Here is a 24,487-nt window from a genome sequence, read left to right as displayed (position 1 = left end):
AGGGTTACTAATTTACATCACGATCTGTTTTGTAAATTGGAAGTATCTCACTTATAGTGGAGGTACGACCAGTTAAGGTGGCGGTAATTCTTATATGAACACGGAATGTTGTTATGAATAAGCAACTTGCAAAAATATACAAACCAAACATCGTAAAATTCGCTCTTAATATCTGGCCTCCATTTTGGGGTGCGGGGATAAAGATAGCCCATATTAGTTCGGATTTTAGGGTAGTAAAAACAGTGCTTAAGTTACACTGGTGGAACAAAAATGCCAATCGTACTCAGTATGGCGGCAGCATATTTTCCCTCACGGACCCTGTTTACTCATTGATGTTAATGGGAATTTTAGGTGAAAGGTATTATGTGTGGGACAAAGAGGCGAGCATTAACTTCATTAAACCTGGCCAGTCAGATCTGTATGCAGACTTTGAAATAAGCCAAGGTCAGCTTGATGAGATTTACCGTCAGACTCAACTTGGTGAGAAGTGTTTTCCTGAGTTTATTATCTATGTCAAAGATAAACAGGGTAATGTGGTCTCAGAAATTCAGCGAACGCTTTATGTCAGAAAGAAGCCTCAATTCAGAGATGATGACGAAGCCCTAGAAGCAGAGTGCTAATTTAGACAAATAGATATGAGTCAGACAAATAGAAAAAAACCTCCAATTAGGAGGTTTTTCGTATCTAGAGAATTACCACTAATTGTAACAATGGACAACTGCCAGAGAATTAGTCTTCAAGCTCTGCTAGGCACATCTCTTCGTGGATTTGTTTAACCCAGTTAGATACACGCTCATCAGTTAGCTCTGGTTGACGGTCTTCGTCGATACATAGACCAACGAACTGGCTGTCATCGCCTTCAACTAGACCTTTCGATGCTTCGAACTCGTAGCCTTCAGTAGAAGTGTAACCTAGGATAGTACCGCCTTTCGCTTCAACGATGTCACGGATTGTACCCATAGCATCACAGAAGTATTCTGCGTAATCTTCTTGGTCACCACAACCAAAGATAGCAACAAGCTTAGTTGAGAAATCAATAGCTTCTAGCTCTGGGAAGAAATCATCCCAATCACATTGTGCTTCGCCGTAGTACCACGTTGGGATACCAAGCAGCAGTAGATCGAAGTTATCGATATCTTCTTTGCTGCTTTTTGCAATGTCTTGAACGTGAACGAGCTGCTTGCTCAATTGCTTTTGAATCATCTTAGCAACAGCTTCAGTGTTACCTGTATCGCTACCAAAGAAGAGACCTACACTTGCCATAGAATCATTACCTTTCATTTTGTCTGTAGTCGGTGTAATAAAGTTCGGAGGGGGATCGTTAGATCCCGGTTCCTTCCCAGCTTAGTTGGATTATCCCTTTGGCGATAAAACCTGCACAGCCAAGGAAAAGTACTAACCACACAATGCGACGACCAAATGGAGGAACATTTCCTTGCTTGAGAACGTCCTTAATTGCCATACCGATCAAAAAGAAAATCGCGGCAAATAGGAGATCTAAACCAACAGATTCAATGATGTTCATGTAGTCGTAAAGCATGGGAACCTTATATACCAATTTTGCTTGGGCGCACTATATCACTGTTGCGAGATAAAGTTAATGTGCAGTGATTACTCAGCTCTCATTTATCTGAATGAAAAAGCGCACTTAAGCGATGAATTTTCGAATTGCTCTCAGTACTTCAGCTGGCTTTTCTGCGTGTAGCCAGTGGCCTGTATTCGCAATAACGTGCGCCTTTGCGTTAGAAAATTGCTGTTGGACCGCAGTTTGATGCTCTGCCGTGAGGTAATCAGAATCACCACCTTTTATTAGTAAGGTTTTGACTGAGGTTTTGTCGATCGGTTCCCAACCAATAATGTGTGGGTAGTTGATCAATAATGAAGTGACGTTAAAGCGCCACTCCATAATGCCTTGTTCAGACTTAAACAGTGACTTTGTTAAGAACTGGCGAACACCGTCTATTTCTATATGTTTGGCGAGCACTTTAAGTGCTTCGGCACGAGATACTGGCTTTTCTTCCATTACAGCTTGTAGGCCGGCGAATACGTTGTCGTGACGGCTTTGGGTGTAAGCGACCGGTGCCATATCCAATACAATCAGTTTGCGCAGTTTTAGATGTTGGGTAAGCGCCATAGCAACTTTTCCGCCCATCGAGTGACCAATGACAGTAACATCATTCAGCTCGAGATCTTTCAACAGTTGAGCGACATCTTGTGCCATCGCTTGGTAATTATGAGTATCACTGTGGAAGGATTGTCCGTGGTTACGAAGATCGATACTCAGTACCTTATGATCGACCTTTAGATCCCTGGCTAGCAAGCCTAGGTTGTCCAGATTACCGAATAATCCATGGATCAAAACTATGGTGTGACCCTCACCTTCGATTTTATAGTTGAGCTGTACTGACATTTTTATCTTATTCATGGTGGGTTTGACGTAGAGTATCCGCGCGGATCTCGCTATAATCCCCCTGAGTTTAAACATTGAGATTGTGAAAAGCGAATGAAAACAATTGAGGTTGATGAGGACCTATACCGTTTTATTGCGGGTCAGACAGAACGTATTGGCGAAAGCGCTTCAGATATTCTGCGCCGCTTGTTACAGGTTGATAGCCATGGCATGGCTCCGATCGAAGAGATCGTAGAGCCGAAAGGTATCGTTGTTAGCAAAGAGGTAGGCTTTACTACAGAGAAGTTCGATGGCGTTAAAGAAATGCGCTCACTACTAATATCAGATGAGTTTGCGTCACTAAAGAAAGCCATTGATCGTTTCATGCTGGTGTTATCAACCCTGCATAAAATCGACCCTGAAAGCTTTTCAGAAGCAACTCAAGTAAAAGGCCGTAAGCGTGTTTACTTTGCAGATAACGAAGCGACATTGTTAGCAAACGGCAACACGACTAAGCCTAAAGCCATTCCACAAAGTCCTTTTTGGGTTATTACAAATAATAATACTAGCCGTAAAAGACAGATGGTTGATCAGCTTATGAGCCGCATGAATTTCCAAGCAGAATTGATCGAAAAAGTAACAGGTTCAATTTAACGAAATCTGATTTAAACCTCATAATATCCATGAATAAGAAGATATTATGAGGTTTTTTTGTTTTTAAATTTTATATATAAGGATGTCGAAAAATGGCTATGCACCCTCGTGCTGGGCAAAAAGCTCAGCAGGAAGATCTTCATAATATTCCGGCTTTAGTGGCTAACTATTTCTTACAGCAACCGGATACGACTAACCCAGATCACAAAGTACTGTTTGGTACTTCAGGTCACCGTGGTACTGCAGACAAATCAACATTTAACGAAAACCACATTCTAGCGATTGCACAAGCAGTTGCTGAAGTGCGTGCTGAGCAAGGTACAACAGGTCCACTTTTCCTAGGTAAAGATACGCACGCGCTATCTGAGCCTGCGTTTTCTACGGTAATCGAAGTGCTTGTAGCGAACGGTGTTGAAGTTATTATTCAAGAAAACAATGGCTTTACTCCAACACCAGGTATCTCGCACGCGATTCTTACGCACAATTTAGTGAATGACAAAAAAGCTGATGGCATTGTTATCACACCTTCGCACAACCCACCTCAAGACGGCGGTATCAAATACAACCCGACACACGGTGGCCCTGCTGAAGCGGAACTAACGCAAGCTATTGAAGATCGTGCGAACATGATTATTGCTGAGAAAATGCAAGGTGTTAAACGTACGCCTATCGCACAGGCTAAACAGTCTGAATTAGTGAAAGAAGTCGATCTAGTTGCTCCATACGTTGCTGATTTAGTTAATGTGGTTGATATGGAAGCTATCCAGAAAGCGAATATCAAAATTGGTGTTGATCCACTGGGCGGAAGCGGCATCGATTACTGGCGTCAAATTGGTAAAGCGTACAACTTAGACCTTACTTTGGTAAGTGAAGCGGTTGACCCTTCTTTCCAATTCATGTCTCTAGATAAAGATGGCGTGGTTCGTATGGACTGCTCTTCACCATACGCAATGGCTGGCTTGCTTGCGCTTAAAGATGAGTACGCACTAGCGTTTGGTAATGACCCAGATTACGATCGCCATGGCATTGTTACGCCTAAAGGTCTAATGAACCCTAACCACTTCCTAGCAGTTTGTATCGACTACTTATATCGTAACCGTGAAGGTTGGGATAAAGAGGTTGCTGTTGGTAAAACATTGGTATCAAGTGCATTGATCGACCGTGTTGTAGCAGATTTAGGTCGCGAACTTTGTGAAGTGCCAGTTGGTTTCAAATGGTTCGTTGATGGCCTATACAACGGTCAGTTTGGGTTCGGTGGTGAAGAGAGTGCGGGTGCTTCTTTCTTACGTAAAGACGGTACACCTTGGTCAACAGACAAAGATGGCCTAATTCTTTGCCTATTGGCGGCTGAGATCACTGCGGTAACTGGTAAAAACCCACAAGAGTACTACGAAGAGCTAGCTGCAAAACACGGCGAATCTAAGTACAACCGTATTCAAGCGGTAGCAAATGGTGCACAAAAAGATGTGCTTAAAAAGCTATCTCCAGAGATGGTTTCTGCTGAAACACTTGCTGGTGATGCGATTACTGCTCGCTTGACGCATGCTCCAGGTAATGGTGCTGCGATCGGTGGTCTTAAAGTGACAACTGAAAATGGTTGGTTTGCTGCTCGTCCATCAGGTACGGAAGACATCTACAAGATCTACTGCGAAAGCTTTAAAGGTGAAGAGCACCTAAAAACAATTGAAGCAGAAGCTCAAGAGATTGTTAATCAAGTATTTGCAGCCGCTGGCCTATAATCGAATCTCGATTACTAGAGTCGCTACGTAAATAGAAGGAGGATTGATGGGAAAGCATCAGCCCTTTTTATTTGCCTGTAAGTAACCAGCTAAGACTAAGTCAACCCAATGACGAATGGATTAGCCGTGTGGCCAGCTTTGCGGCATTACAAACCAGAATTGACCAGACTTGGTTTGTCCATGAACGAAGCGGTCACCAAATTCGGTGATAGGTTCACCGCTGAAATCATCCGTTCCTGCGGCCCATTGCTCTTTGGTTAGAGGATAGAGTGTATCGGTGATCTGGTGAGCCTGATTTTGATAGCACCAATATCCGTTGACTTGGCCGGGGTTAATGTCGTATCCCAAACACTCCGTAGGTACGTTTTGTTCTAGAAATGGGTTGGTATAGAGGCGACCTTGCATCAAAAGGTGTTTTGAGTCGACATCGATCTCCGGGTACTGCTCAACAAAGGCGGCTGAAGATGACATACCAAGCTGGTGGCTGAGCATTCTATCGAGCTTTTTGTCTAATTGGTCATGAGAGTTTGGACCAAACCATGTTTGCTCGTGAAGTAGGTAAAACTTAATTGCCACTTCCCAGTGTTCTAACTTTTCGCTACTTGTGTCTTCTAGGATAAAGTCGATTGCGCCGAGTGTTCGTCCCTCAACATTAATCTGGATCTCATCGTGCTTGATTGAATAATTATCCGAAGTGGTGATGACTTGTTCACATAGGTGTTGGTAGAGGAAGCCTAATCTAGGGTTTCCATCATAAGTATGTGCATCGTCGAGCTTTTGGTGGTTTGAGAACACAGTGAGATCAGAAATGGGCGGTTTGATTTCTAGTAGCGGTGGCGAGCTAATCACCCATTGGTAAAAGCGTTGTAGTTCGGTCATAGATTCCTCGTAAACTTCAGTCATCTGTTCTCTAGAAACAGAGTGGAAGGGCTTTCGACATTCTACCCGTAAATTGATATAACGATGTTATTATAAAGGTAAGCTGGAAATAAAATGAATAACTTACAATTAGAAAAGCTACTTAACGAAAAACTGCAGCCACAGCAGATTAAAGATTACTGCCCAAACGGTCTTCAAGTAGAAGGCAGTGCTGAGGTAATGCGTATCGTTACTGGTGTTACGGCTTCGCAAGCTTTGATTAATAAAGCGGTTGAGCTAAAGGCTGACGCTTTGTTAGTTCATCATGGTTTCTTTTGGAAAGGTGAGCCGGAAGCGATTCGCGGCATGAAAGGTAAGCGTATTCGTACGTTGATCAAGAACGATATCAATTTATTGGGCTACCACCTTCCTCTTGATATTCACCCTGAGCTTGGTAACAACGCCAAACTGGCAGAGTTACTTGAGATCGATGTTGATGGTGGTTTGGAAGGGCACGCTCAGTCAGTCGCTATGTTTGGTAGGTTGAAGACACCAATGACAGGTGCTGAGTTTGCAGCAAAAATTGATCAAGTGCTGAATCGTAAGCCGCTACATATTGCTCCTGAGAACGCCGATAAAATGATTGAGACAGTAGGTTGGTGTACTGGCGGTGGCCAAGATTACATTGAGCTTGCTGCTTCTCAAGGTATTGATGCATTTATCTCTGGTGAAATTTCTGAGCGAACTACTTATTCGGCTCGTGAGCAAGACATCCATTATTTTGCTGCAGGTCACCATGCGACAGAACGCTACGGTGTTAAAGCACTAGGTGAATGGTTAGCAAAAGAGCACGGCTTGGATGTTGAGTTTATCGATATCGATAATCCGGTATAAGAGCAGATACGGGATGAGGGATACGAGTAGAAAGTACTCTTCACTCCCTAAACTGATGAAGAAGGAGTAGGGACCCTCTTGATAGTAGCATAGACAGGGTGCTAAAGAGATTCAAAATATCTCGTATAAAACAAAAGGGTTGATGCATTCACATCAACCCTTTTTAACAATCATACTTTAATCGCAATTATTCACGTTCGTGAAGTGCTTTAAAGTCACGTTGCTCTTCACCAGTGTATAGCTGACGAGGACGACCGATACGGTTTGTTGGGTCGCTGTGCATTTCGTTCCAGTGTGCAATCCAACCGATGGTACGAGACATCGCGAAGATTACGGTAAACATAGACACTGGAATGCCGATCGCTTTCAGAATGATACCTGAGTAGAAGTCTACGTTCGGGTATAGCTTCTTAGAAACAAAGTATTCATCAGAAAGAGCGATACGCTCAAGTTCCATTGCTACGTCAAGTAGTGGATCTTGGATGTTTAGCTCTTTAAGTACTTCGTGACACGCTTCGCGCATTACTGTTGCACGTGGATCGTAGTTCTTGTAAACGCGGTGACCGAAGCCCATTAAACGGAATGGGTCATCTTTGTCTTTCGCTTTTGCAACATACTCTTCGATGTTATCTACGCTACCGATCTCTTCAAGCATACGTAGACACGCTTCGTTTGCACCACCGTGAGCTGGGCCCCAAAGTGACGCGATACCTGCTGCGATACATGCAAACGGGTTAGCACCAGATGAACCAGACAGACGAACTGTAGATGTAGAAGCGTTTTGTTCGTGGTCTGCGTGTAGGGTGAAAATCTTATCCATTGCACGAGCTACGATAGGGTTTACTTCGTACTCTTCACATGGGTTTGCAAACATCATGTGTAGGAAGTTCTCTGCGTAGCTTAGGTCATTGCGTGGGTAAATAAATGGCTGACCAATAGAATATTTGTAACACATTGCCGCCAGTGTTGGCATTTTTGAAATTAGACGGTAAGCCGCAATTTCACGGTGTGTATCGTTGTTGATATCAAGTGAGTCGTGGTAGAACGCTGCTAGAGCGCCTACCACGCCACACATTACAGCCATAGGGTGAGCATCACGACGGAAGCCGTGGAAGAAACTAGCAATTTGCTCGTGTACCATAGTGTGACGTGTCACGGTAGTCTTGAACTGTTCGTATTCAGCTCGAGATGGGGCTTCACCGTAAAGAAGTATGTAACATACTTCTAAGTAATCAGCGTTATTGGCAAGTTGGTCAATTGGATAACCACGGTGTAAAAGGATACCTTTACCACCGTCAATAAAAGTGATTTGAGACTCACAAGATGCAGTGGCAAGAAAACCAGGGTCAAAAGTGAAAAAACCATTAGAACCTAGTGTACGAACATCGATCACTGGAGTGCCTAGTACACCTTCAGTAATCGGCAGCTCGATTGGCGCTTGACCTTCAATGTGAAGGGTAGCTTTCTTATCCGCCATAACAATCTCCTTTGTTTATTATTTAATCCGTCCAGGATGTTTATGAGCCATTTTTTTACTGGTCTTACGTGGGAAAGTCAATTTTTCTGCAGCTTTGTGTGCACTTGTTAGTATTTTTCACATTAAATTCGTTAAAAATCTGGTCTGTGTAGCATTATTTGTTGCGTCAATTGTATTAGAATGTTGCGAGCCGTATAGTGGCGATGAAAAATTTGGTTAAAAGCTTATAAATGCAAGGCTAAGAAGAAATGTGAGGTGTCTATCTTAACCGTGCCGTTAACAATTTTTTTACAATTATCTAAGGCTCAACTTCAGTTATTTGTTAAGTTAATGTTAAATTTTGAAGGTTTGCGATCAAATTTTGTCCATAACAATATCATAAGGTTATTTAATGACCATAATGCTCAATGGAGCTGAGTGAGCAAGCCCGTGAAAGAAAGAAAGACAAGACCTGTTAATTTAGATTTACAGACCATCCACTTTCCGATCACTGCAATAGCTTCCATCCTACACCGTGTGTCTGGGGTGATTACTTTTGTTGCGATTGGAATTTTGCTTTGGTTACTATCCATTTCCCTCTCATCCCCAGTAGGCTTTATGGAAGCTAGCGACATTGTCGACGGTTTCTTCGTGAAGTTTATTCTGTGGGGCATTTTAACCGCTTTGGCTTACCACATTGCTGGTGGTATTCGTCACCTTCTTATGGACTTAGGTCACTTTGAAGAGCTGGAATCTGGCGCGAAGAGCGCTAAGGTTGCATTCGCAGCGACAGCGGTATTGTCTCTACTAGCGGGGATCTTAGTATGGTAAACAACGTTTCGACATTTGGCCGTAATGGCGTTCACGATTTCTTATTGATTCGTGCAACTGCAATCATTATGACGCTATATACAATTTATTTGGTGAGCTTTTGTGCCTTCACCGATATCTCTTACGTATCATGGACTCAGTTCTTTGGTGGAACCTTCACTAAAGTATTTACCATGTTAGCGCTTACTTCGGTTCTTGTTCACGCTTGGATCGGTCTGTGGCAAGTGCTAACCGACTACATCAAGTGCGCTAAACTGCGTGTTGGCCTTCAAGTAGGTGTAGTTGCGGTTCTTCTTGGATATTTCTTCTCTGGTCTGTTTATTTTGTGGGGTGCGTAAGTGACTATTCCTGTTCGTGAGTTTGATGCCGTAGTTATCGGCGCTGGTGGTGCTGGTATGCGTGCCGCACTGCAAATTTCAGAGCAAGGCCTATCATGTGCATTGCTTTCTAAAGTTTTCCCAACTCGTTCTCATACCGTATCTGCTCAAGGTGGTATTACGGTTGCGCTAGGTAATGCGCACGAAGATCACTGGGAACAACACATGTACGACACAGTAAAAGGTTCTGATTACATCGGTGACCAAGATGCTATCGAATACATGTGTAAAAATGGCCCAGAATCAGTTATCGAACTAGAAAAAATGGGTCTTCCATTTTCTCGTTTCGACAACGGCACCATTTACCAACGTCCTTTTGGTGGCCAATCGAAAAACTTTGGTGGTGAGCAAGCGGCTCGTACCGCTGCAGCAGCTGACCGTACTGGTCACGCATTGCTACACACGCTTTACCAACAAAACATCAAACACAAAACAACCGTGTTCTCTGAGTGGTACGCGCTTGATCTTGTGAAGAATGAAGACGGTGCCATTCTTGGTACAACAGCACTTTGCATGGAAACAGGCGAAGTATGCTACTTCAAAGCAAAAGCAACAGTCCTAGCAACTGGTGGTGCTGGTCGTATCTACGCATCAACAACTAACGCACACATCAATACTGGTGACGGTGTGGGTATGGCGATTCGTGCCGGCGTGCCTATGCAAGACATCGAAATGTGGCAGTTCCACCCAACGGGTATTGCCGGTGCGGGGACGCTTGTAACAGAGGGTTGCCGTGGTGAAGGCGGCTATCTCCTTAACAAAGATGGCGAACGTTTTATGGAGCGTTACGCTCCAAACGCGAAAGACTTAGCGGGTCGTGACGTTGTTGCTCGTTCAATGATGGTAGAAATCCGTGAAGGCCGTGGTTGTGACGGCCCTTGGGGTCCACACATTAAACTGAAACTGGACCACCTAGGTAAAGAAACACTGGAGTCTCGTCTACCTGGTGTATGTGAACTTTCTCGTACATTCGCACACGTTGATCCAGTAAAAGAGCCGATCCCAGTGATCCCAACATGTCATTACATGATGGGTGGTGTACCAACACAAGTTTCTGGCCAAGCGATTAAGCAAAGTGCAGATGGTAGTGATGTTGAAATACAAGGTCTATTTGCTTGTGGTGAGATTGCTTCAGTATCAGTGCACGGTGCTAACCGTTTAGGTGGTAACTCACTGCTTGACTTGGTTGTATTCGGTCGTGCGACAGGTCTACACCTAGGTGAGACACTGAAGAAGCAAGCGGATGCGAAGCCTGCAACGGAAGAAGATATCGCTCGTTCTCTAGAGCGCTACAACCGTTGGGAAAACAGCACAGACGGTGAAGATCCAGCACAAATCCGTAAAGATCTACAGCAATGTATGCAGAACAACTTCTCTGTATTCCGTGAAGGCAAAGCAATGGCTGAGGGCTTAGAAGAGCTTAAAGCGATTCGTGAGCGTCTGAAAAATGCACATTTGTCTGATAAGTCTACGGAGTTCAATACCCAGCGTGTCGAATGTCTTGAGCTTGATAACTTGATGGAAACGGCTTTTGCAACAGCATTTGCGGCTAATTACCGCACAGAAAGTCGTGGTGCACATGCTCGTTTTGACTTCCCCGATCGTGATGATGAGCAATGGCTGTGCCACTCTCTCTACAACCCTGAGTCAGAGAGTATGAGCAAACGAGGTGTAAACATGGAGCCTATCCATCGTGAAGCATTCCCACCAAAAGCACGTACGTACTAAGGAGACATGACCATGAAATTGACTTTCTCTTTGTATCGTTACAATCCAGACGTCGATTCGAAGCCTTACATGCAGGATTACACACTAGAGGTGGAAGAAGGCTCAGACATGATGCTTCTGGATGCGCTCATTCTATTGAAAGAGCAGGATCCGACGATCGCTTTCCGTCGCTCATGCCGCGAAGGTGTATGTGGTTCAGACGGCCTAAATATGAACGGTAAAAACGGCCTTGCATGTATCACGCCACTGTCAACTCTTAGTGGCAAGGAAAAAATTATTGTTCGCCCACTGCCGGGTCTACCTGTTATTCGTGACCTGATTGTTGATATGACTCAGTTCTATGATAACTACGAAAAAGTAAAACCATTCTTAGTGTCTGATGGTAACACACCACCGGCACGTGAAAACTTACAAAGCCCGGATGAGCGAGCTCATTTAGATGGACTGTACGAATGTATCATGTGTGCATGTTGTACAACGTCATGCCCATCGTTCTGGTGGAACCCTGACAAGTTCATAGGACCAGCAGGTCTACTTGCCGCGTACCGTTGGCTAATTGATAGCCGAGATACTGCGACAGATGAACGTTTGTCTGATCTTGATGATGCATTTAGCGTTTTTCGTTGCCATGGCATCATGAATTGTGTAAGTGTTTGTCCTAAGGGATTAAATCCGACGAAAGCGATTGGTCACATCAAGACCATGTTAGTAAATCGTTCGGTTTAAGTTATAAAAAAATTGCCGCCCTAGAAGTTTTTGGGGCGGCCTTTTAATAGCTCGGCATAGACCGCAGCAAACGTGAAAACTACTGGTTAAGGGAAAATATGCACAACGGCGTGATGAAGGCATGGCTCGAGTCTTCACACTTGGCTGGCGCCAATGCAACGTACGTAGAAGAACTCTATGAACTGTATCTAAGTGATCCCGATTCGGTAAGTGACGAATGGAGAAGTGTTTTTGAAGAATTGCCTGTGCAAGCTTCAGAAGCGGTGGAACAACCACACTCTCGTGTTCGTGAATACTTCCGTCGACTCGCTCAAGAAACAAAGCATTACAGTGTCCAAGTTAGTGATCCAGATGTCGATGCGAAACAAGTAAAAGTTCTGCAACTGATTAATGCTTATCGATTCCGAGGGCATCAAGCAGCAAATCTAGACCCACTAGGTTTATGGAAGAGAGCGACAGTTGATGAACTGGACCCTTCTTTCCACACTCTTACCGAAGAAGACCTCAATGAGACGTTTAACGTCGGCTCTTACGCGATTGGCCAAGAGACAATGGTGCTTAAAGATTTACACAAATCTCTAAAGCAAACGTACTGTGGTTCGATTGGTGCTGAATACATGCACATGACTAATACAGAGCAAAAACGTTGGATTCAACAACGTTTAGAGTCTGTGTCTGGTCAACCCTCTTTCAACAAAGAAGAAAAGCAAGCTTTCCTAGAAGAGCTAACGGCTGCTGAAGGTCTTGAGCGCTACCTTGGTGCGAAATTCCCAGGCGCGAAACGCTTCTCGTTGGAAGGTGGTGACGCGCTTATCCCAATGACGAAAGAGATCATTCGTCATGCTGGTGGACAAGGCATGCGTGAAGTCGTTATTGGTATGGCTCACCGTGGTCGTCTAAACATGCTGGTTAACGTGCTTGGTAAAAAGCCGCAAGACCTGTTTGACGAGTTCGCGGGTAAGCACGATGAAACGTGGGGTACTGGTGATGTGAAATACCACCAAGGTTTCTCTGCGGATTTTGCGACACCGGGCGGCAACGTTCACTTAGCATTAGCATTTAACCCATCACACTTAGAAATCGTAAACCCAGTGGTGATCGGTTCAGTACGTGCACGTCAAGATCGCCTAAGTGATACTGATGGTAGCCGTGTACTGCCAATCACGATTCACGGTGACTCAGCAATCGCTGGTCAAGGTGTTGTACAAGAGACGTTTAACATGTCTCAAGCTCGTGGTTTCTGTGTAGGTGGTACGGTTCGCATCGTTGTAAACAACCAAGTTGGTTTTACAACATCGAACCCTCGCGACACACGTTCTACGATGTACTGTACTGATATCGCTAAGATGGTACAGGCTCCGATTTTCCACGTTAATGCTGACGATCCAGAAGCGGTTGCTTTTGTTGCTCGCTTAGCGCTGGACTACCGTAATACCTTCAAACGTGATGTCGTTATCGACCTAGTTTGTTACCGTCGCCACGGTCACAACGAAGCCGATGAGCCGAATGCAACACAGCCTTTGATGTACCAAAAAATCAAGAAGCACCCAACGCCACGTAAGCTGTACGCTGACGTGCTAATGGAGCGCGGTGAGTTTGGTATTGATACGGCAACTCAACTAGTTAACGAATATCGTGATGCGCTTGATCACGGTGAAGTTGTGGTTAAAGAGTGGCGCCCAATGGCACTTCACTCAGTAGACTGGTCTCCTTACCTAGGTCACGACTGGAATATCGACTGGGATAATAAGGTTGATATCGAGCGTCTAAGAGAGCTTGGTACTAAGATCTGTCAATACCCAGAAAGCCATAAGCTACAAAGCCGAGTAAATAAACTTTACAACGATCGTATTGCCATGGTGAATGGTGAAAAACAAGTCGATTGGGGTATGGCTGAAACTCTGGCTTACGCAACACTTGTTGACGATGGCAAGCGTATTCGTATCTCTGGCCAAGATTCAGGCCGTGGTACTTTCTTCCACCGTCACTCGGTACTGCACAACCAATCAGACGCAAGCACGTATGTCCCACTAGAGAACATTCATGATAAGCAGGGTCCATTCCAAGTATTTGACTCCGTATTGTCTGAAGAAGCAGTGTTAGCGTTCGAGTATGGCTACGCAACAGCAGAGCCAAGTGGTCTAACCCTTTGGGAAGCACAATTTGGTGACTTCGCAAACGGTGCGCAAGTTGTTATTGACCAATTTATTTCGTCAGGTGAGCAAAAGTGGGCACGTCTATGTGGTCTAACTATGCTGCTTCCTCACGGTTATGAAGGACAAGGCCCAGAGCACTCTTCTGCACGTCTTGAGCGATACCTTCAATTATGTGCTGAACAAAATATGCAGGTTGTTGTTCCTTCAACACCAGCACAGGTTTACCACATGATTCGCCGTCAGGTTGTTCGACCTATGCGTCGTCCTCTGATTGTAATGTCACCGAAGTCATTGCTTCGTCACCCGCTGTGTACATCTTCTCTAGAAGACCTAGCAGACGGTACGTTCCAACCAGCTATCGCAGAGATTGACGATATCGCTCCTGAGAACGTAAAACGCGTCGTATTCTGTTCTGGTAAGGTCTACTTCGATCTACTTGATCAAAGGCGTAAGAACGAGCAAGACGACGTTGCTATTGTTCGTATTGAGCAGCTATACCCATTCCCTTACGAGGATGTTCGCGCTGCAATTGCACAATACACAAATGTCGTTGATTACGTTTGGTGTCAAGAAGAGCCTCAAAACCAAGGTGCTTGGTACAGCAGCCAACATAACTTCCGAGCTGCTATCCCAGTGGGCGCTGATATTCAATACGCAGGTCGTCCTGCATCAGCATCACCAGCTGTAGGCTATATGTCGGTACACTTGAAACAACAAAAAGCGTTAGTAGATGACGCTCTGACCCTACCAAAGAACTAGAAGTAAAAGGAAAATACAGACATGACAATTGAAATTCTGGTTCCAGATTTACCTGAATCTGTGGCTGATGCAACAGTTGCTACTTGGCACAAAAAACCAGGCGAAGCGGTTGCACGTGATGAAGTCATTGTAGATATCGAAACAGACAAAGTAGTTCTAGAAGTACCTGCTCCTGAAGCGGGTGTTCTGGAAGCGATTATTGAAGACGAAGGTGCTACGGTACTTTCTAAGCAGCTTATTGCTAAGTTGAAGCCTGGCGCAGTTGCAGGTGAGCCAACGACTGATACAACAGAAGAAACAGAAGCATCTCCTGAAAAGCGTCATAAAGCGGCACTAACAGAAGAGAGCAACGACGCACTAAGCCCAGCTGTACGTCGCCTTCTAGCTGAACACAACCTACAACCAGCTGACGTTAAAGGCACTGGTGTTGGTGGTCGTATTACTCGTGAAGACATCGACGCACACCTAGCGGCGCCGGCAGTAGCTGCACCAGCGGTTGAAGCACCAGCGGCGGCACGTAGCCAGAAGCGCGTGCCTATGACTCGCCTACGCAAGACAGTAGCAAACCGTCTTCTAGAAGCGAAGAACAGCACAGCAATGCTAACGACTTTCAACGAAGTAAACATGAAGCCAATCATGGACCTTCGTAAGCAGTACAAAGACCAATTTGAGAAGCGTCACGACACGCGTCTTGGTTTCATGTCTTTCTACGTGAAAGCGGTAACTGAAGCGCTCAAGCGTTACCCAGAAGTAAATGCATCTATCGACGGTGATGACATCGTTTACCACAACTACTTCGACATCAGCATGGCAGTGTCTACGCCACGTGGTCTAGTGACTCCGGTACTAAAAGACTGTGACACATTAGGTTTCGCTGACATCGAAAAGGGCATCAAAGAGCTAGCGATCAAAGGCCGTGACGGCAAGCTAACTGTTGATGAGCTAATGGGTGGTAACTTCACTATCACAAACGGTGGTGTATTTGGCTCTCTAATGTCTACGCCAATCATTAACCCGCCTCAAGCGGCAATTCTGGGTATGCACAAAATCCAAGAGCGCCCAATGGCAGTTGACGGCAAAGTAGAAATTCTACCAATGATGTACCTAGCGCTTTCTTACGACCACCGTCTAATCGATGGTCGTGAATCAGTTGGCTTCCTAGTGACCATCAAAGAGCTTCTAGAAGATCCTGCACGTCTGCTATTAGACGTTTAGTTTCGCTAAAACGTCTAGTTAACCCAGTTAGCTAGACGTAAAAAGTTTCAAAGGCTAGGCTGCTCAATACCTGGCCTTCACTTGAGCTGTTAAGCCGTTACAAAATGGACAGCAGTTGATTTGAGAAGACCCTACAGACGTAACACAGGTAACTGTGTCGTTATGGAAATAATAATCCCTTAAGGGAAAATAAACGGAATATCAAAATGAATTTGCATGAATACCAAGCCAAACAGCTGTTTGCAGAATTCGGTTTGCCTGTACCAGAAGGCTTCGCATGTGATACAGCACAGGAAGCTTTCGAGGCTGCTGGTCGTATCTCAACTGAGAAAAAAGTTGTTAAGTGTCAAGTACACGCTGGTGGCCGTGGTAAAGCGGGCGGCGTAGAGCTACACGATACAAAAGAAGGCGTTAAAGAGTTTGCACAAAAGTGGCTAGGTAAAAACCTAGTGACTTACCAAACAGACGCAAATGGTCAGCCTGTAACCAAGATCCTAGTTGAAGAAGCGTCTAACATCGCTAACGAACTTTACCTAGGCGCTGTTGTTGACCGCGCAACTCGTAAAATTGTATTCATGGCGTCAACTGAAGGCGGTGTGGACATCGAGAAAATCGCTGAAGAAACTCCAGAGTTGATTCACCAATCTGCGATCGATCCTCTAGTAGGTCCTCAAGCTTACCAAGGCCGTGAACTGGCTTTCAAACTTGGCTTAGTTGGCGATCAAATCAAACAGTTCGTAAAGATCTTCATGGGTCTTGGTGAAATGTTCGCTCAGTACGACCTAGCTCTACTAGAAATCAACCCACTAGTAATTACTGGCGAAGGTAACCTTCTTTGTCTAGATGGCAAGATCAACATCGACTCAAACGCGATGTACCGTCAGCCTAAGCTACGTGAAATGCACGATCCATCTCAAGAAGATGAGCGCGAAGCACACGCAGCACAGTGGGAACTAAACTACGTAGCACTAGATGGTAACGTTGGCTGTATGGTTAACGGTGCAGGTCTAGCAATGGGTACGATGGATATCGTTAACCTACACGGCGGCAAACCAGCAAATTTCCTTGATGTAGGCGGCGGCGCAACTAAAGAGCGTGTAGCTGAAGCATTCAAGATCATCCTTTCTGATGACAATGTTAGCGCAGTACTAGTAAATATCTTCGGTGGCATCGTACGTTGTGACATGATCGCTGAAGGTATTATCGGTGCGGTTAAAGAAGTAGGCGTAACAGTACCTGTTGTTGTTCGTCTAGAAGGTACAAACGCAGACCTAGGTCGCGAAGTACTTGCTAATTCTGATGTTGATATCATTGCAGCTGAATCTCTAACAGATGCTGCTCAGAAAGTTGTTGCTGCTGCGGAGGCGAAATAATGTCTGTATTAATTAACAAAGACACTAAAGTAATCTGTCAGGGTTTCACTGGCGGTCAAGGTACATTCCACTCAGAGCAAGCTATCGCATACGGTACGAAAATGGTTGGTGGTGTATCTCCTGGTAAAGGTGGTCAAACTCACCTTGGTCTTCCAGTATTCAACACAGTACGTGAAGCAGTAGAAGTAACTGGCGCAACAGCAACAGTTATCTACGTACCAGCACCTTTCTGTAAAGATGCAATCCTTGAAGCGATTGACGCAGGTATCGAACTGATCGTAACGATCACTGAAGGTATCCCAACAACAGATATGATCGATGTTAAAGTGAAGCTAGAAGAAACTGGCGTTCGTATGATCGGTCCTAACTGTCCAGGTCTTATCACTCCAGACGAGTGTAAGATTGGTATCATGCCTGGGCACATCCACAAGAAAGGTAAAGTAGGTATCGTATCTCGTTCAGGTACTCTTACTTATGAGGCAGTTAAGCAAACAACAGATGAAGGCTTTGGTCAGTCTACGTGTGTTGGTATCGGTGGTGACCCAATTCCAGGTTCAAACTTCATTGATATCCTAAAACTGTTCCAGGAAGACCCTGAGACTGAAGCAATCGTAATGATTGGTGAGATCGGTGGTACTGCGGAAGAAGAAGCTGCAGCGTTCATCAAAGAGAACGTAACTAAGCCAGTTGTTTCTTACATCGCAGGTGTTACTGCTCCTCCAGGTAAACGTATGGGCCACGCTGGCGCAATCATCTCTGGCGGTAAAGGTACTGCTGAAGACAAATTCGCAGCTCTAGAAGCTGCAGGCGTTAAGACAGTTAAGTCTCTGGCTGACATCGGTAAAGGTCTACGTGAGATTACTGGTTGGTAATCTGCGCTTTAAGCGATAAATAATAGAAAGGCTTGGTCAATGACCAAGCCTTTTTTGTATGGTTTTTAGTGCAGGATACGAGTACGTAACGTTAAGCTCGGCTCTTAACCATCTGAGACAACATAAACATCGCAGCAGCACTAATCACAACAGATGGGCCTGCAGGCGTGTCGTAGAACCAAGATAGGCTCAGCCCGCCACATACTGCGATTGAGCCAATAATTGAAGCAAATAACGCCATCTGCTCAGGTGTACTTGAGAACTTTCTCGCTGTTGCTGCAGGGATAATCAGTAATGATGTCATGATTAACGCACCAACAAACTTCATACCAACGGCAATCACGATGCCGACCAGTAACATTAGAATCAGACGCATTAAATCAATGTTGGTACCATCAACAGCGGCAAGATCTTCGTTCACCGTTGTCGATAACAGCGGTCGCCAGAAGGTAGCCAAAACCAAACCAATAACACCAGCGCCCGTATAGATGAACACTAAATCAGTAGGAGAAACGGCAAGCAAATCACCGAATAGGTAGCTCATCAGGTCTACACGAACATTATCGAGAAAGCTGACTGCCACTAAGCCGAGTGACAGTGCACTGTGGGCTAATATGCCGAGCAACGTATCAGTCGCGACCAGCTTTTGCTTTTGTAAAGTCACAAGTAGTACTGCCAGCATCAAGCAGCAGATCAGCAGTGCGAGGTACAAGTTAATATTGAACAGAAAACCAAGTGCTAAACCCATCAAAGAGGCGTGTGCCAGTGTGTCACCAAAGTACGCCATTTTGCGCCACACTACGAACGAACCCAATGGGCCAGCAATAAGTGCAATGCCTAAGCCAGCGAGAATAGAAGGTAAAAGAAACTCAAGCATTAGTGTTGATGTCCGTGTTTGTGGCTAGAACAGTTGTGTACATCTCCAGATACAGGTTGGCCTGCTAAGTCATGGTGATGGTGGTCATGTTGGTGATGGTAGAATGCCAAGCTTTCTTGCACCGCGGTACCGAAGAGGGCGATGTAAGAGGGGTGATGTTTGATATCAGCAGGCGCACCTGAACAGCAGATATGGTGGTGTAGACAGATCACGTCATCTGTTTTTGCCATCACCAAATGCAAGTCATGTGACACCATAAATACAGCGCAACCAAATCGATGACGAATAGAGTCAATCAGTTCGTAGAGATCAATTTGACCTTGTACATCAACGCCTTGTGCAGGTTCATCAAGAACCAATAGGTCGGGTCTTCTCAAGAGAGACCGAGCAATCAGTACGCGTTGGTTTTCACCACCTGATAGCTGATGCATGTTGCTTTTCATCAGGTGTTCAGCTCCGACGAGTTTTAGTGCTTCTAAGATCTCTTGTTTACTGAATTTGCCGGTGAGCTTAAGGAAACGCTCTACATTAAGAGGTAGAGAATCATTCAGCTTCAGCTTTTGAGGAACATAACCAATTTTTAGTTTTTTTGATTTGGTAATCTTTCCGGAGTATTTGTGCTGGAGTCCAAGTAGCACTTTTACTAGGGTTGATTTACCTGCACCGTTTGGCCCAATTAGGGTAGTGATTCTGCCACGCTCTAAATTTAGAGAGATATTGTCCAGGACTTTTCGACCGTCAAACTCGACGCTCACAGAATCTAGTTGGATTAAGTTATCCATGAATAAAACTCATTTGCAATTCGCTATTGTTATAATGTAACATTTACCTCAAGCCTAAGCTACTTTTCTATTATCGAGGAATTATGTCACGTTCATCTTATATACTTGCTACTTTGCTTTTAGCGCCAAGTGTTGCAAGTGCCAATACTATTCTAACAAGCTTCAAACCAATTCAAATGATTGTGACAGAACTAACGCAAGGCGTTAGTGAACCGGATGTGTTGATGAACAGCAATGCTTCGCCGCACGATTATGCGCTTAAACCGTCTGATGTCAAAAAAGTTCACGGTGCAGACATGGTTGTTTGGTTTGGTCCTGATTTAGAAGCGTTTCTGACTAAGGTGATTGAATCGAATGATAACGTTATCGAAATCGGTAAAATCCCTGGTATCAACTTACGAGAGCACGGCCACGATGAGCATGATCACGATGCACATGAGGGTCACCACCACGGCAGTCACGACCCACATTTTTGGTTGGGGATCGATCAGGTTGCAGTTGCTGCGAAATATATTTCAGATAAGCTAATCGAAACTGACCCAGATAACGCAATGGCTTATCAAGAGAATCTAGATTCATTCTTGATTGCATTGGAAGAGAAAAAACAGTCGATTCGTGAGCAACTGGCGCCAGTAAAAGACAAAGGTTACTACGTTTTCCATGATGCATATGGTTATTACGAGGAAGAATTTGGCTTGAATAACTTAGGTCATTTCACCGTAAGTCCAGAACGCAAACCGGGTGCAAAAAGCTTGATTGCGATTAAGAAAACCATAGCACGTGAAAACGTTCAATGTGTGTTTTCTGAGCCTCAATTTACACCTGCAGTAATTGAATCAGTGACTCGTGGAAGTAATGCGAAACAAGGTCAATTGGACCCAATTGGCTCTACAGTTGAAGTGAAGAGCGGAAGTTATTTCGATTTTCTTCAGCAACTTACCGATAGTTACACAAGCTGCCTAAACGCAAAATAATTCATAGGAAATATCTTTTACTTCACATTGCTCTCGATATTTTATGAATAATGCCGCTTTTTGCGGCATTTTCGTGATCGCTAAGATAAAACCTCCCAACAAATAGCAAACCTTCTTTCTCCTTGGTTAATTTCCGCTAAAATGGAAAGATAATAATAAGCACAAAAAAACTCAGTTTCTGGTTGAGCAATGACAAGACATTGTGACGACCGGAACTTCATACGTTGTTGCTGTTCAGGATCAGAAGTTGTATCGAATTGTCTTCCGAATGTTCATATTAATGAGCATTTCATTTAGCGCTCTCGCGGTAAATAGATCACCGTCTGTCTTTTATCCTTTGCCTGTTCAAGCGCAAGGGAATTTTCTCGCGGCTAAAAATCTCTATCTAGGCGCCGGTGGTGGGCTTTGGATTCATGATGTGCATGGAAAAGTGCTGTTTTATGATGGGCAAGCTTTGCTACCACGAAAAGGCAGTCTGCTACATTTCTCATCGGAACGCGTCGCTTTCCTGAACGATGAATTTTGGACGTTCTTCGATAATGAAGTGTATCGACACACTCCAGGGATAGGCAATGAGTTGGCCTTTAGTCTGAGTCCTGGTGCAGAGATCATTAATATTGGTGCATCGGCTGATTATATTTGGGTGACAGACGGCAACAACTTCTATACCTACAACACCCAGTCATTGGAATTTAATACTTACTCACTCCTCAAGCTGTATCGATACAACAACAGCAGCGACATTACGATCAATGATGCGGAATGGGTGCTATCGAAATGGGTACTGGCAACCGGTTCGGGCACCTACCTTCTTGAAAATCACGAGTTTACCCATGTGGCCGCATCAGATAAACATTATATCGAGACGATCTACTTTTCGAAAGCAAGACGCGAATTACTGATTGGTACATTAAATGGTGTGGTGATTGTCGATTTGGCTAATTCAGAGAAAGAGACCAAGATCAGTGGTTCGCATGTTCTCTCTCTTGCTGAAACAACAGATCAATATTGGATTGGCACCGAGCATGGCCTGATTAGCTATAACTTTATTACAGGAGAAACCATTCGTTTTGAACAGCCCTCTAACCAAGACTTTTCATTACCGGGCGAGAAGATTTATTCATTAATTAACGACCATACTGGTGGTATGTGGGTCGCGACCAACAACGGTATTCGATATTTCTCTTTGTTCAGCAAGACATTTTCGAGAACGCCACTCACCGGAATAGGCATGCATTCTAGCAGCAAGGTGATCAATAAAGTCGAGCCAATCAGCGAGCACTTATCTTGGGTGGCTTCTTCGATGGGGCTTTATCTCGTTGATTCTGAAACTGAAGAGCGACCTAATCGTGTATACCCTAAACCGGTCCGAGATTTTCAGGTTTTTGGTTCATCTATTTGGTTAGCTACTGAAGAGGGTATCGTTAGCCTCAACACCGAGACATTAGAGCGCGAAGCTCTGAATCTACCAAGAGCTATTGAAGGTGTTCATATTGAGAACTTGGTGCTTCAAGGTGATAACACACTTTGGATGTCTTCAGGGCAAAGTCTTTACTCCTTATCGATAGATACTATGGCGCTGACAAGCTATGGAATGGATTGGCTCGTGGACAAATTTCTGCCTGCAAAAATCACCGACCTGAATATTGGCCTGCAAAACAGTGTTTATATAGGCACAGACCATGGCTTTTATTCGTTTGTTGATAAGCGAATCAGCTTTAGTCGTTCCAGTGAGCGATTTGGTAAGGTTGTTGATATAGAGAAAGCCAACGATGGTTCTCAGTGGTTTGCGAGCAGCTATGGTGTCTATCGGATCCCTTACGATCGTCCAGTCATTGAAGAGATTCCCCTTGTTGAGGAGAACATTAGTCCTAGTTGTTTAATCAGCGATGAAAATGGCGTTTGGTTAGGCTCTTCAAAAGGGCTTAGCTATTATGGGCTAGACGGACAGCTTCATAAACATATCGGTTCACCTTTTGGTTTGATCACCAATGAACTCGCGGCTGGTGCATGTGAGCTATTCTACTGTGAACATAACCAATCTTCAAAGCTAGTATTGGGTTCTAAATATGGGGTGGTGAGCGCGTTAGCGAATGAGTTATTGGTGTCGACTACGCCTCATAGCCGTGCCTTACTGAGCAAAATAAGTGTCAATCAAAAGACCGTGTCTCTTGGCGGCAAGGCTGCAGATCTAGCCGAGGTACCTTATGGATCCTCGATTGGGTTCAAGCTAGGTATTTTACCTGGTACGTTTGCACCTGCGATGGAGTATAGGCTCAATGGTGATGAGTCTTGGAGCGAGTTTGAAGGGAGCTTGTTAACCCTAGATCACTTGCTGCCCGGCGATTACACACTTGAGGTTAAGCCTGTTAAGGACTCTCACTACCGTTTTGTGTCCACCAATCAAAGTTTCTCAATAGCCGAACCTTGGTACCTCAGTAACTGGGCTGCAGCAAGTTCTCTGATCTTACTTATTTGTGTCGTCACTATCTTGGTTTTTTGGCGTTCGCGTTATGTCACCTTTGCTAACCGACACCTAAAGGCGCAAGTGGCTTTAAAAACCGATCAGTTGAGACACCAAAGCCGGATATTGCTGACGACTAATCAGCAGCTTAAGAAGCAGTTATCGGTTAAGAATGCGCTCGTGTCTCATACCGCCGATGAACTGTCCTCAGAGGTCAACCAAGTTGTAGCCATGCTCCCTAATTGGAATGATGAACAAGGTAAATCACCGATTCTTGCGTTAAAGAATGGTTTGGCGCAATTGAGTAATAGCCGGCAGGATGTCGGCGCGGTTGGTTACGATATGATCTTAATCTTGGAGTCGGTGCTTAAGGCGTGGCAAGAAGATTTAGCTAAAGCGGGTATTGAGCTAGAGATAAAAGTAGAGACGAAACATAGACATGTATCTTTACTGTATTTTAATCTCGATATTATCTTCAATAGCCTGATTGCGAGCATTATCAAGCGCAACTTTAAGTCGCAGAGCATGATGGTTACGGTTGAAGAGCTAAAAGAGCACTTAGTCGTGACGATTTTAGACCATGGAATGCCTTTCCCTAAACTAACCTCTAGCATTAGTGATAATAGTGGAAAGTCGACCGACTTAAATATAGAAAAGTTACCATTGCTGGTGAATCAGAGTGGTGGAGAGCTCAATGCTTTTGTGTCTGACTCTCAGAATAAGGTGCAGCTTACTTGGCCAATTGACTTTCAGGTATTAGATAATCTCGAAACCAATACAATAGAGCAGATTGAGACTATCAAGCTCGCTAATACCTCACCTGAGCAGTTAAAGCTCAGTGTAGAGCAAGAATGGAAGAATAGAGTGACTCAGATTGTTAGTGAACACTACGCTGATGCTGAGTTTGGTACTGCGACTGCCGCTAAGTATCTATTCATGTCAGAGAGAAGCTTACAAAGGCGATTTAAGTTGGCTTATAATAAGACCTTTAAAGAACATTTGAATGAGGTTCGCTTGGAGCATGCGTGTGAGCGGTTACTAGCTGGAGAGAAGATATCAGATGTTGCTTTTGACTCTGGCTTTAATGATCCGTCTTATTTCAGCCAAAGGTTCAGACATCACTTTGGTATGTCACCATCTAAGTTTGCTGAAAACAGTGAAGACTAGAGCGAACAATTTGAACCAGCCAGTCTTACGCTAACGACAGATAGTTTTATTGAAGCCTCGACATTCGTGTTGGGGCTTTTTTATTCTTTACGAGATACGAGATTGTTTTGTAGGGATTAAACAAGATAAGAAAAAAATCGTGGTATAGCCGGGGAGACTATACCACGAGTGCCAATGACACCTTCGCTTGCTGCCG

General features: G+C 44.5%; 21 protein-coding genes. 14 read left to right on the top strand and 7 right to left on the bottom strand.

Annotation, left to right across the window (positions count from 1 at the left end):
- Positions 1–113 precede the first annotated feature (113 nt).
- Positions 114–620, top strand: coding sequence for a DUF4442 domain-containing protein (locus ACTRWI_RS06525; RefSeq protein ID WP_499129959.1), 507 nt, complete (start codon positions 114–116; stop codon positions 618–620).
- Positions 621–729: 109 nt separating this feature from the next.
- Here ACTRWI_RS06525 and fldA read toward each other — a convergent pair whose 3' ends face one another.
- From fldA to ACTRWI_RS06510, 3 genes are all read right to left on the bottom strand, one after another.
- Positions 730–1,263, bottom strand: coding sequence for a flavodoxin FldA (gene fldA, locus ACTRWI_RS06520; RefSeq protein ID WP_004737899.1), 534 nt, complete (start codon positions 1,261–1,263; stop codon positions 730–732).
- A 58-nt stretch (positions 1,264–1,321) separates the two neighbouring features.
- Positions 1,322–1,540: a DUF2788 domain-containing protein gene (locus ACTRWI_RS06515; protein ID WP_004737900.1), complete on the bottom strand. Its 219-nt coding sequence runs from the start codon at positions 1,538–1,540 to the stop codon at positions 1,322–1,324.
- 108 nt (positions 1,541–1,648) lie between these two features.
- Positions 1,649–2,410 carry an alpha/beta fold hydrolase gene (locus ACTRWI_RS06510; RefSeq protein ID WP_499129958.1) on the bottom strand — a complete coding sequence of 254 codons (762 nt, stop codon included), beginning with the start codon at positions 2,408–2,410 and terminating at the stop codon, positions 1,649–1,651.
- 93 nt (positions 2,411–2,503) lie between these two features.
- On the opposite strand from ACTRWI_RS06510, the gene seqA reads away from it, so the two are divergent.
- Both seqA and pgm read left to right on the top strand, forming a co-directional pair.
- Positions 2,504–3,043 (top strand): replication initiation negative regulator SeqA, encoded by a 540-nt coding sequence (gene seqA / locus ACTRWI_RS06505; protein WP_499129957.1) that lies wholly within the window; start codon positions 2,504–2,506, stop codon positions 3,041–3,043.
- Positions 3,044–3,135: 92 nt separating this feature from the next.
- Positions 3,136–4,782 carry a phosphoglucomutase (alpha-D-glucose-1,6-bisphosphate-dependent) gene (gene pgm, locus ACTRWI_RS06500; RefSeq protein ID WP_499129956.1) on the top strand — a complete coding sequence of 549 codons (1,647 nt, stop codon included), beginning with the start codon at positions 3,136–3,138 and terminating at the stop codon, positions 4,780–4,782.
- A 120-nt stretch (positions 4,783–4,902) separates the two neighbouring features.
- Here the strand turns inward: pgm and ACTRWI_RS06495 are convergent, their stop codons facing one another.
- Positions 4,903–5,661: a DUF1853 family protein gene (locus tag ACTRWI_RS06495; protein WP_499129955.1), complete on the bottom strand. Its 759-nt coding sequence runs from the start codon at positions 5,659–5,661 to the stop codon at positions 4,903–4,905.
- Between the two features lie 114 nt (positions 5,662–5,775).
- Here ACTRWI_RS06495 and ACTRWI_RS06490 point away from each other — a divergent pair, with 114 nt between their 5' ends.
- Positions 5,776–6,534, top strand: coding sequence for a Nif3-like dinuclear metal center hexameric protein (locus ACTRWI_RS06490; RefSeq protein WP_499129954.1), 759 nt, complete (start codon positions 5,776–5,778; stop codon positions 6,532–6,534).
- A 187-nt stretch (positions 6,535–6,721) separates the two neighbouring features.
- Here ACTRWI_RS06490 and ACTRWI_RS06485 read toward each other — a convergent pair whose 3' ends face one another.
- Positions 6,722–8,011, bottom strand: a complete 1,290-nt coding sequence (locus tag ACTRWI_RS06485) for a citrate synthase (protein ID WP_063523933.1) — start codon at positions 8,009–8,011, stop codon at positions 6,722–6,724.
- Positions 8,012–8,428: 417 nt separating this feature from the next.
- On the opposite strand from ACTRWI_RS06485, the gene sdhC reads away from it, so the two are divergent.
- From sdhC to sucD, 8 genes are all read left to right on the top strand, one after another.
- Positions 8,429–8,821 carry a succinate dehydrogenase cytochrome b556 subunit gene (gene sdhC, locus ACTRWI_RS06480; RefSeq protein WP_019820486.1) on the top strand — a complete coding sequence of 131 codons (393 nt, stop codon included), beginning with the start codon at positions 8,429–8,431 and terminating at the stop codon, positions 8,819–8,821.
- Entirely contained in the window at positions 8,815–9,159 is a 345-nt protein-coding gene (gene sdhD, locus ACTRWI_RS06475) for a succinate dehydrogenase, hydrophobic membrane anchor protein (RefSeq protein ID WP_004737911.1), read from the top strand. The genes sdhC and sdhD overlap by 7 nt, the downstream gene beginning before the upstream one ends.
- On the top strand, positions 9,160–10,926 hold the full coding sequence (sdhA, locus tag ACTRWI_RS06470; protein ID WP_063523934.1) for a succinate dehydrogenase flavoprotein subunit: 1,767 nt from the start codon (positions 9,160–9,162) through the stop codon (positions 10,924–10,926).
- Positions 10,927–10,938: 12 nt separating this feature from the next.
- The gene (locus ACTRWI_RS06465) at positions 10,939–11,652 is read left to right on the top strand and encodes a succinate dehydrogenase iron-sulfur subunit (protein WP_499129953.1); all 714 of its coding nucleotides are present in this window, start codon (positions 10,939–10,941) and stop codon (positions 11,650–11,652) included.
- Between the two features lie 98 nt (positions 11,653–11,750).
- Positions 11,751–14,567, top strand: a complete 2,817-nt coding sequence (gene sucA, locus ACTRWI_RS06460; RefSeq protein ID WP_499129952.1) for a 2-oxoglutarate dehydrogenase E1 component — start codon at positions 11,751–11,753, stop codon at positions 14,565–14,567.
- 21 nt (positions 14,568–14,588) lie between these two features.
- Positions 14,589–15,782, top strand: a complete 1,194-nt coding sequence (gene odhB / locus ACTRWI_RS06455) for a 2-oxoglutarate dehydrogenase complex dihydrolipoyllysine-residue succinyltransferase (protein WP_499129951.1) — start codon at positions 14,589–14,591, stop codon at positions 15,780–15,782.
- Positions 15,783–15,988: 206 nt separating this feature from the next.
- Positions 15,989–17,155, top strand: coding sequence for an ADP-forming succinate--CoA ligase subunit beta (gene sucC / locus ACTRWI_RS06450; protein WP_004737918.1), 1,167 nt, complete (start codon positions 15,989–15,991; stop codon positions 17,153–17,155).
- Positions 17,155–18,027, top strand: coding sequence for a succinate--CoA ligase subunit alpha (sucD, locus tag ACTRWI_RS06445; protein ID WP_063523938.1), 873 nt, complete (start codon positions 17,155–17,157; stop codon positions 18,025–18,027). The genes sucC and sucD overlap by 1 nt, the downstream gene beginning before the upstream one ends.
- Before the next feature lie 91 nt (positions 18,028–18,118).
- On the opposite strand, the gene znuB is transcribed toward sucD, so the two are convergent.
- On the bottom strand, positions 18,119–18,904 hold the full coding sequence (gene znuB, locus ACTRWI_RS06440) for a zinc ABC transporter permease subunit ZnuB (RefSeq protein ID WP_499129950.1): 786 nt from the start codon (positions 18,902–18,904) through the stop codon (positions 18,119–18,121).
- Positions 18,904–19,686, bottom strand: coding sequence for a zinc ABC transporter ATP-binding protein ZnuC (gene znuC / locus ACTRWI_RS06435; RefSeq protein ID WP_499129949.1), 783 nt, complete (start codon positions 19,684–19,686; stop codon positions 18,904–18,906). Before znuC ends, znuB begins: the two co-directional genes overlap by 1 nt.
- Before the next feature lie 83 nt (positions 19,687–19,769).
- On the opposite strand from znuC, the gene znuA reads away from it, so the two are divergent.
- Both znuA and ACTRWI_RS06425 read left to right on the top strand, forming a co-directional pair.
- Positions 19,770–20,660 (top strand): zinc ABC transporter substrate-binding protein ZnuA, encoded by an 891-nt coding sequence (znuA, locus tag ACTRWI_RS06430; RefSeq protein ID WP_499129948.1) that lies wholly within the window; start codon positions 19,770–19,772, stop codon positions 20,658–20,660.
- Between the two features lie 280 nt (positions 20,661–20,940).
- A complete protein-coding gene (locus ACTRWI_RS06425) occupies positions 20,941–24,291 on the top strand; it encodes a helix-turn-helix domain-containing protein (RefSeq protein ID WP_499129947.1) in 3,351 nt (1,116 codons plus the stop codon).
- Positions 24,292–24,487: the final 196 nt, after the last annotated feature.

It is taken from the genome of Pseudoalteromonas sp. G5_S1_14_S5 (assembly GCF_054968605.1).
The sequence above is the reverse complement of the archived record's forward strand: the minus strand, read 5'-3'. Positions and strand labels throughout refer to the sequence as shown.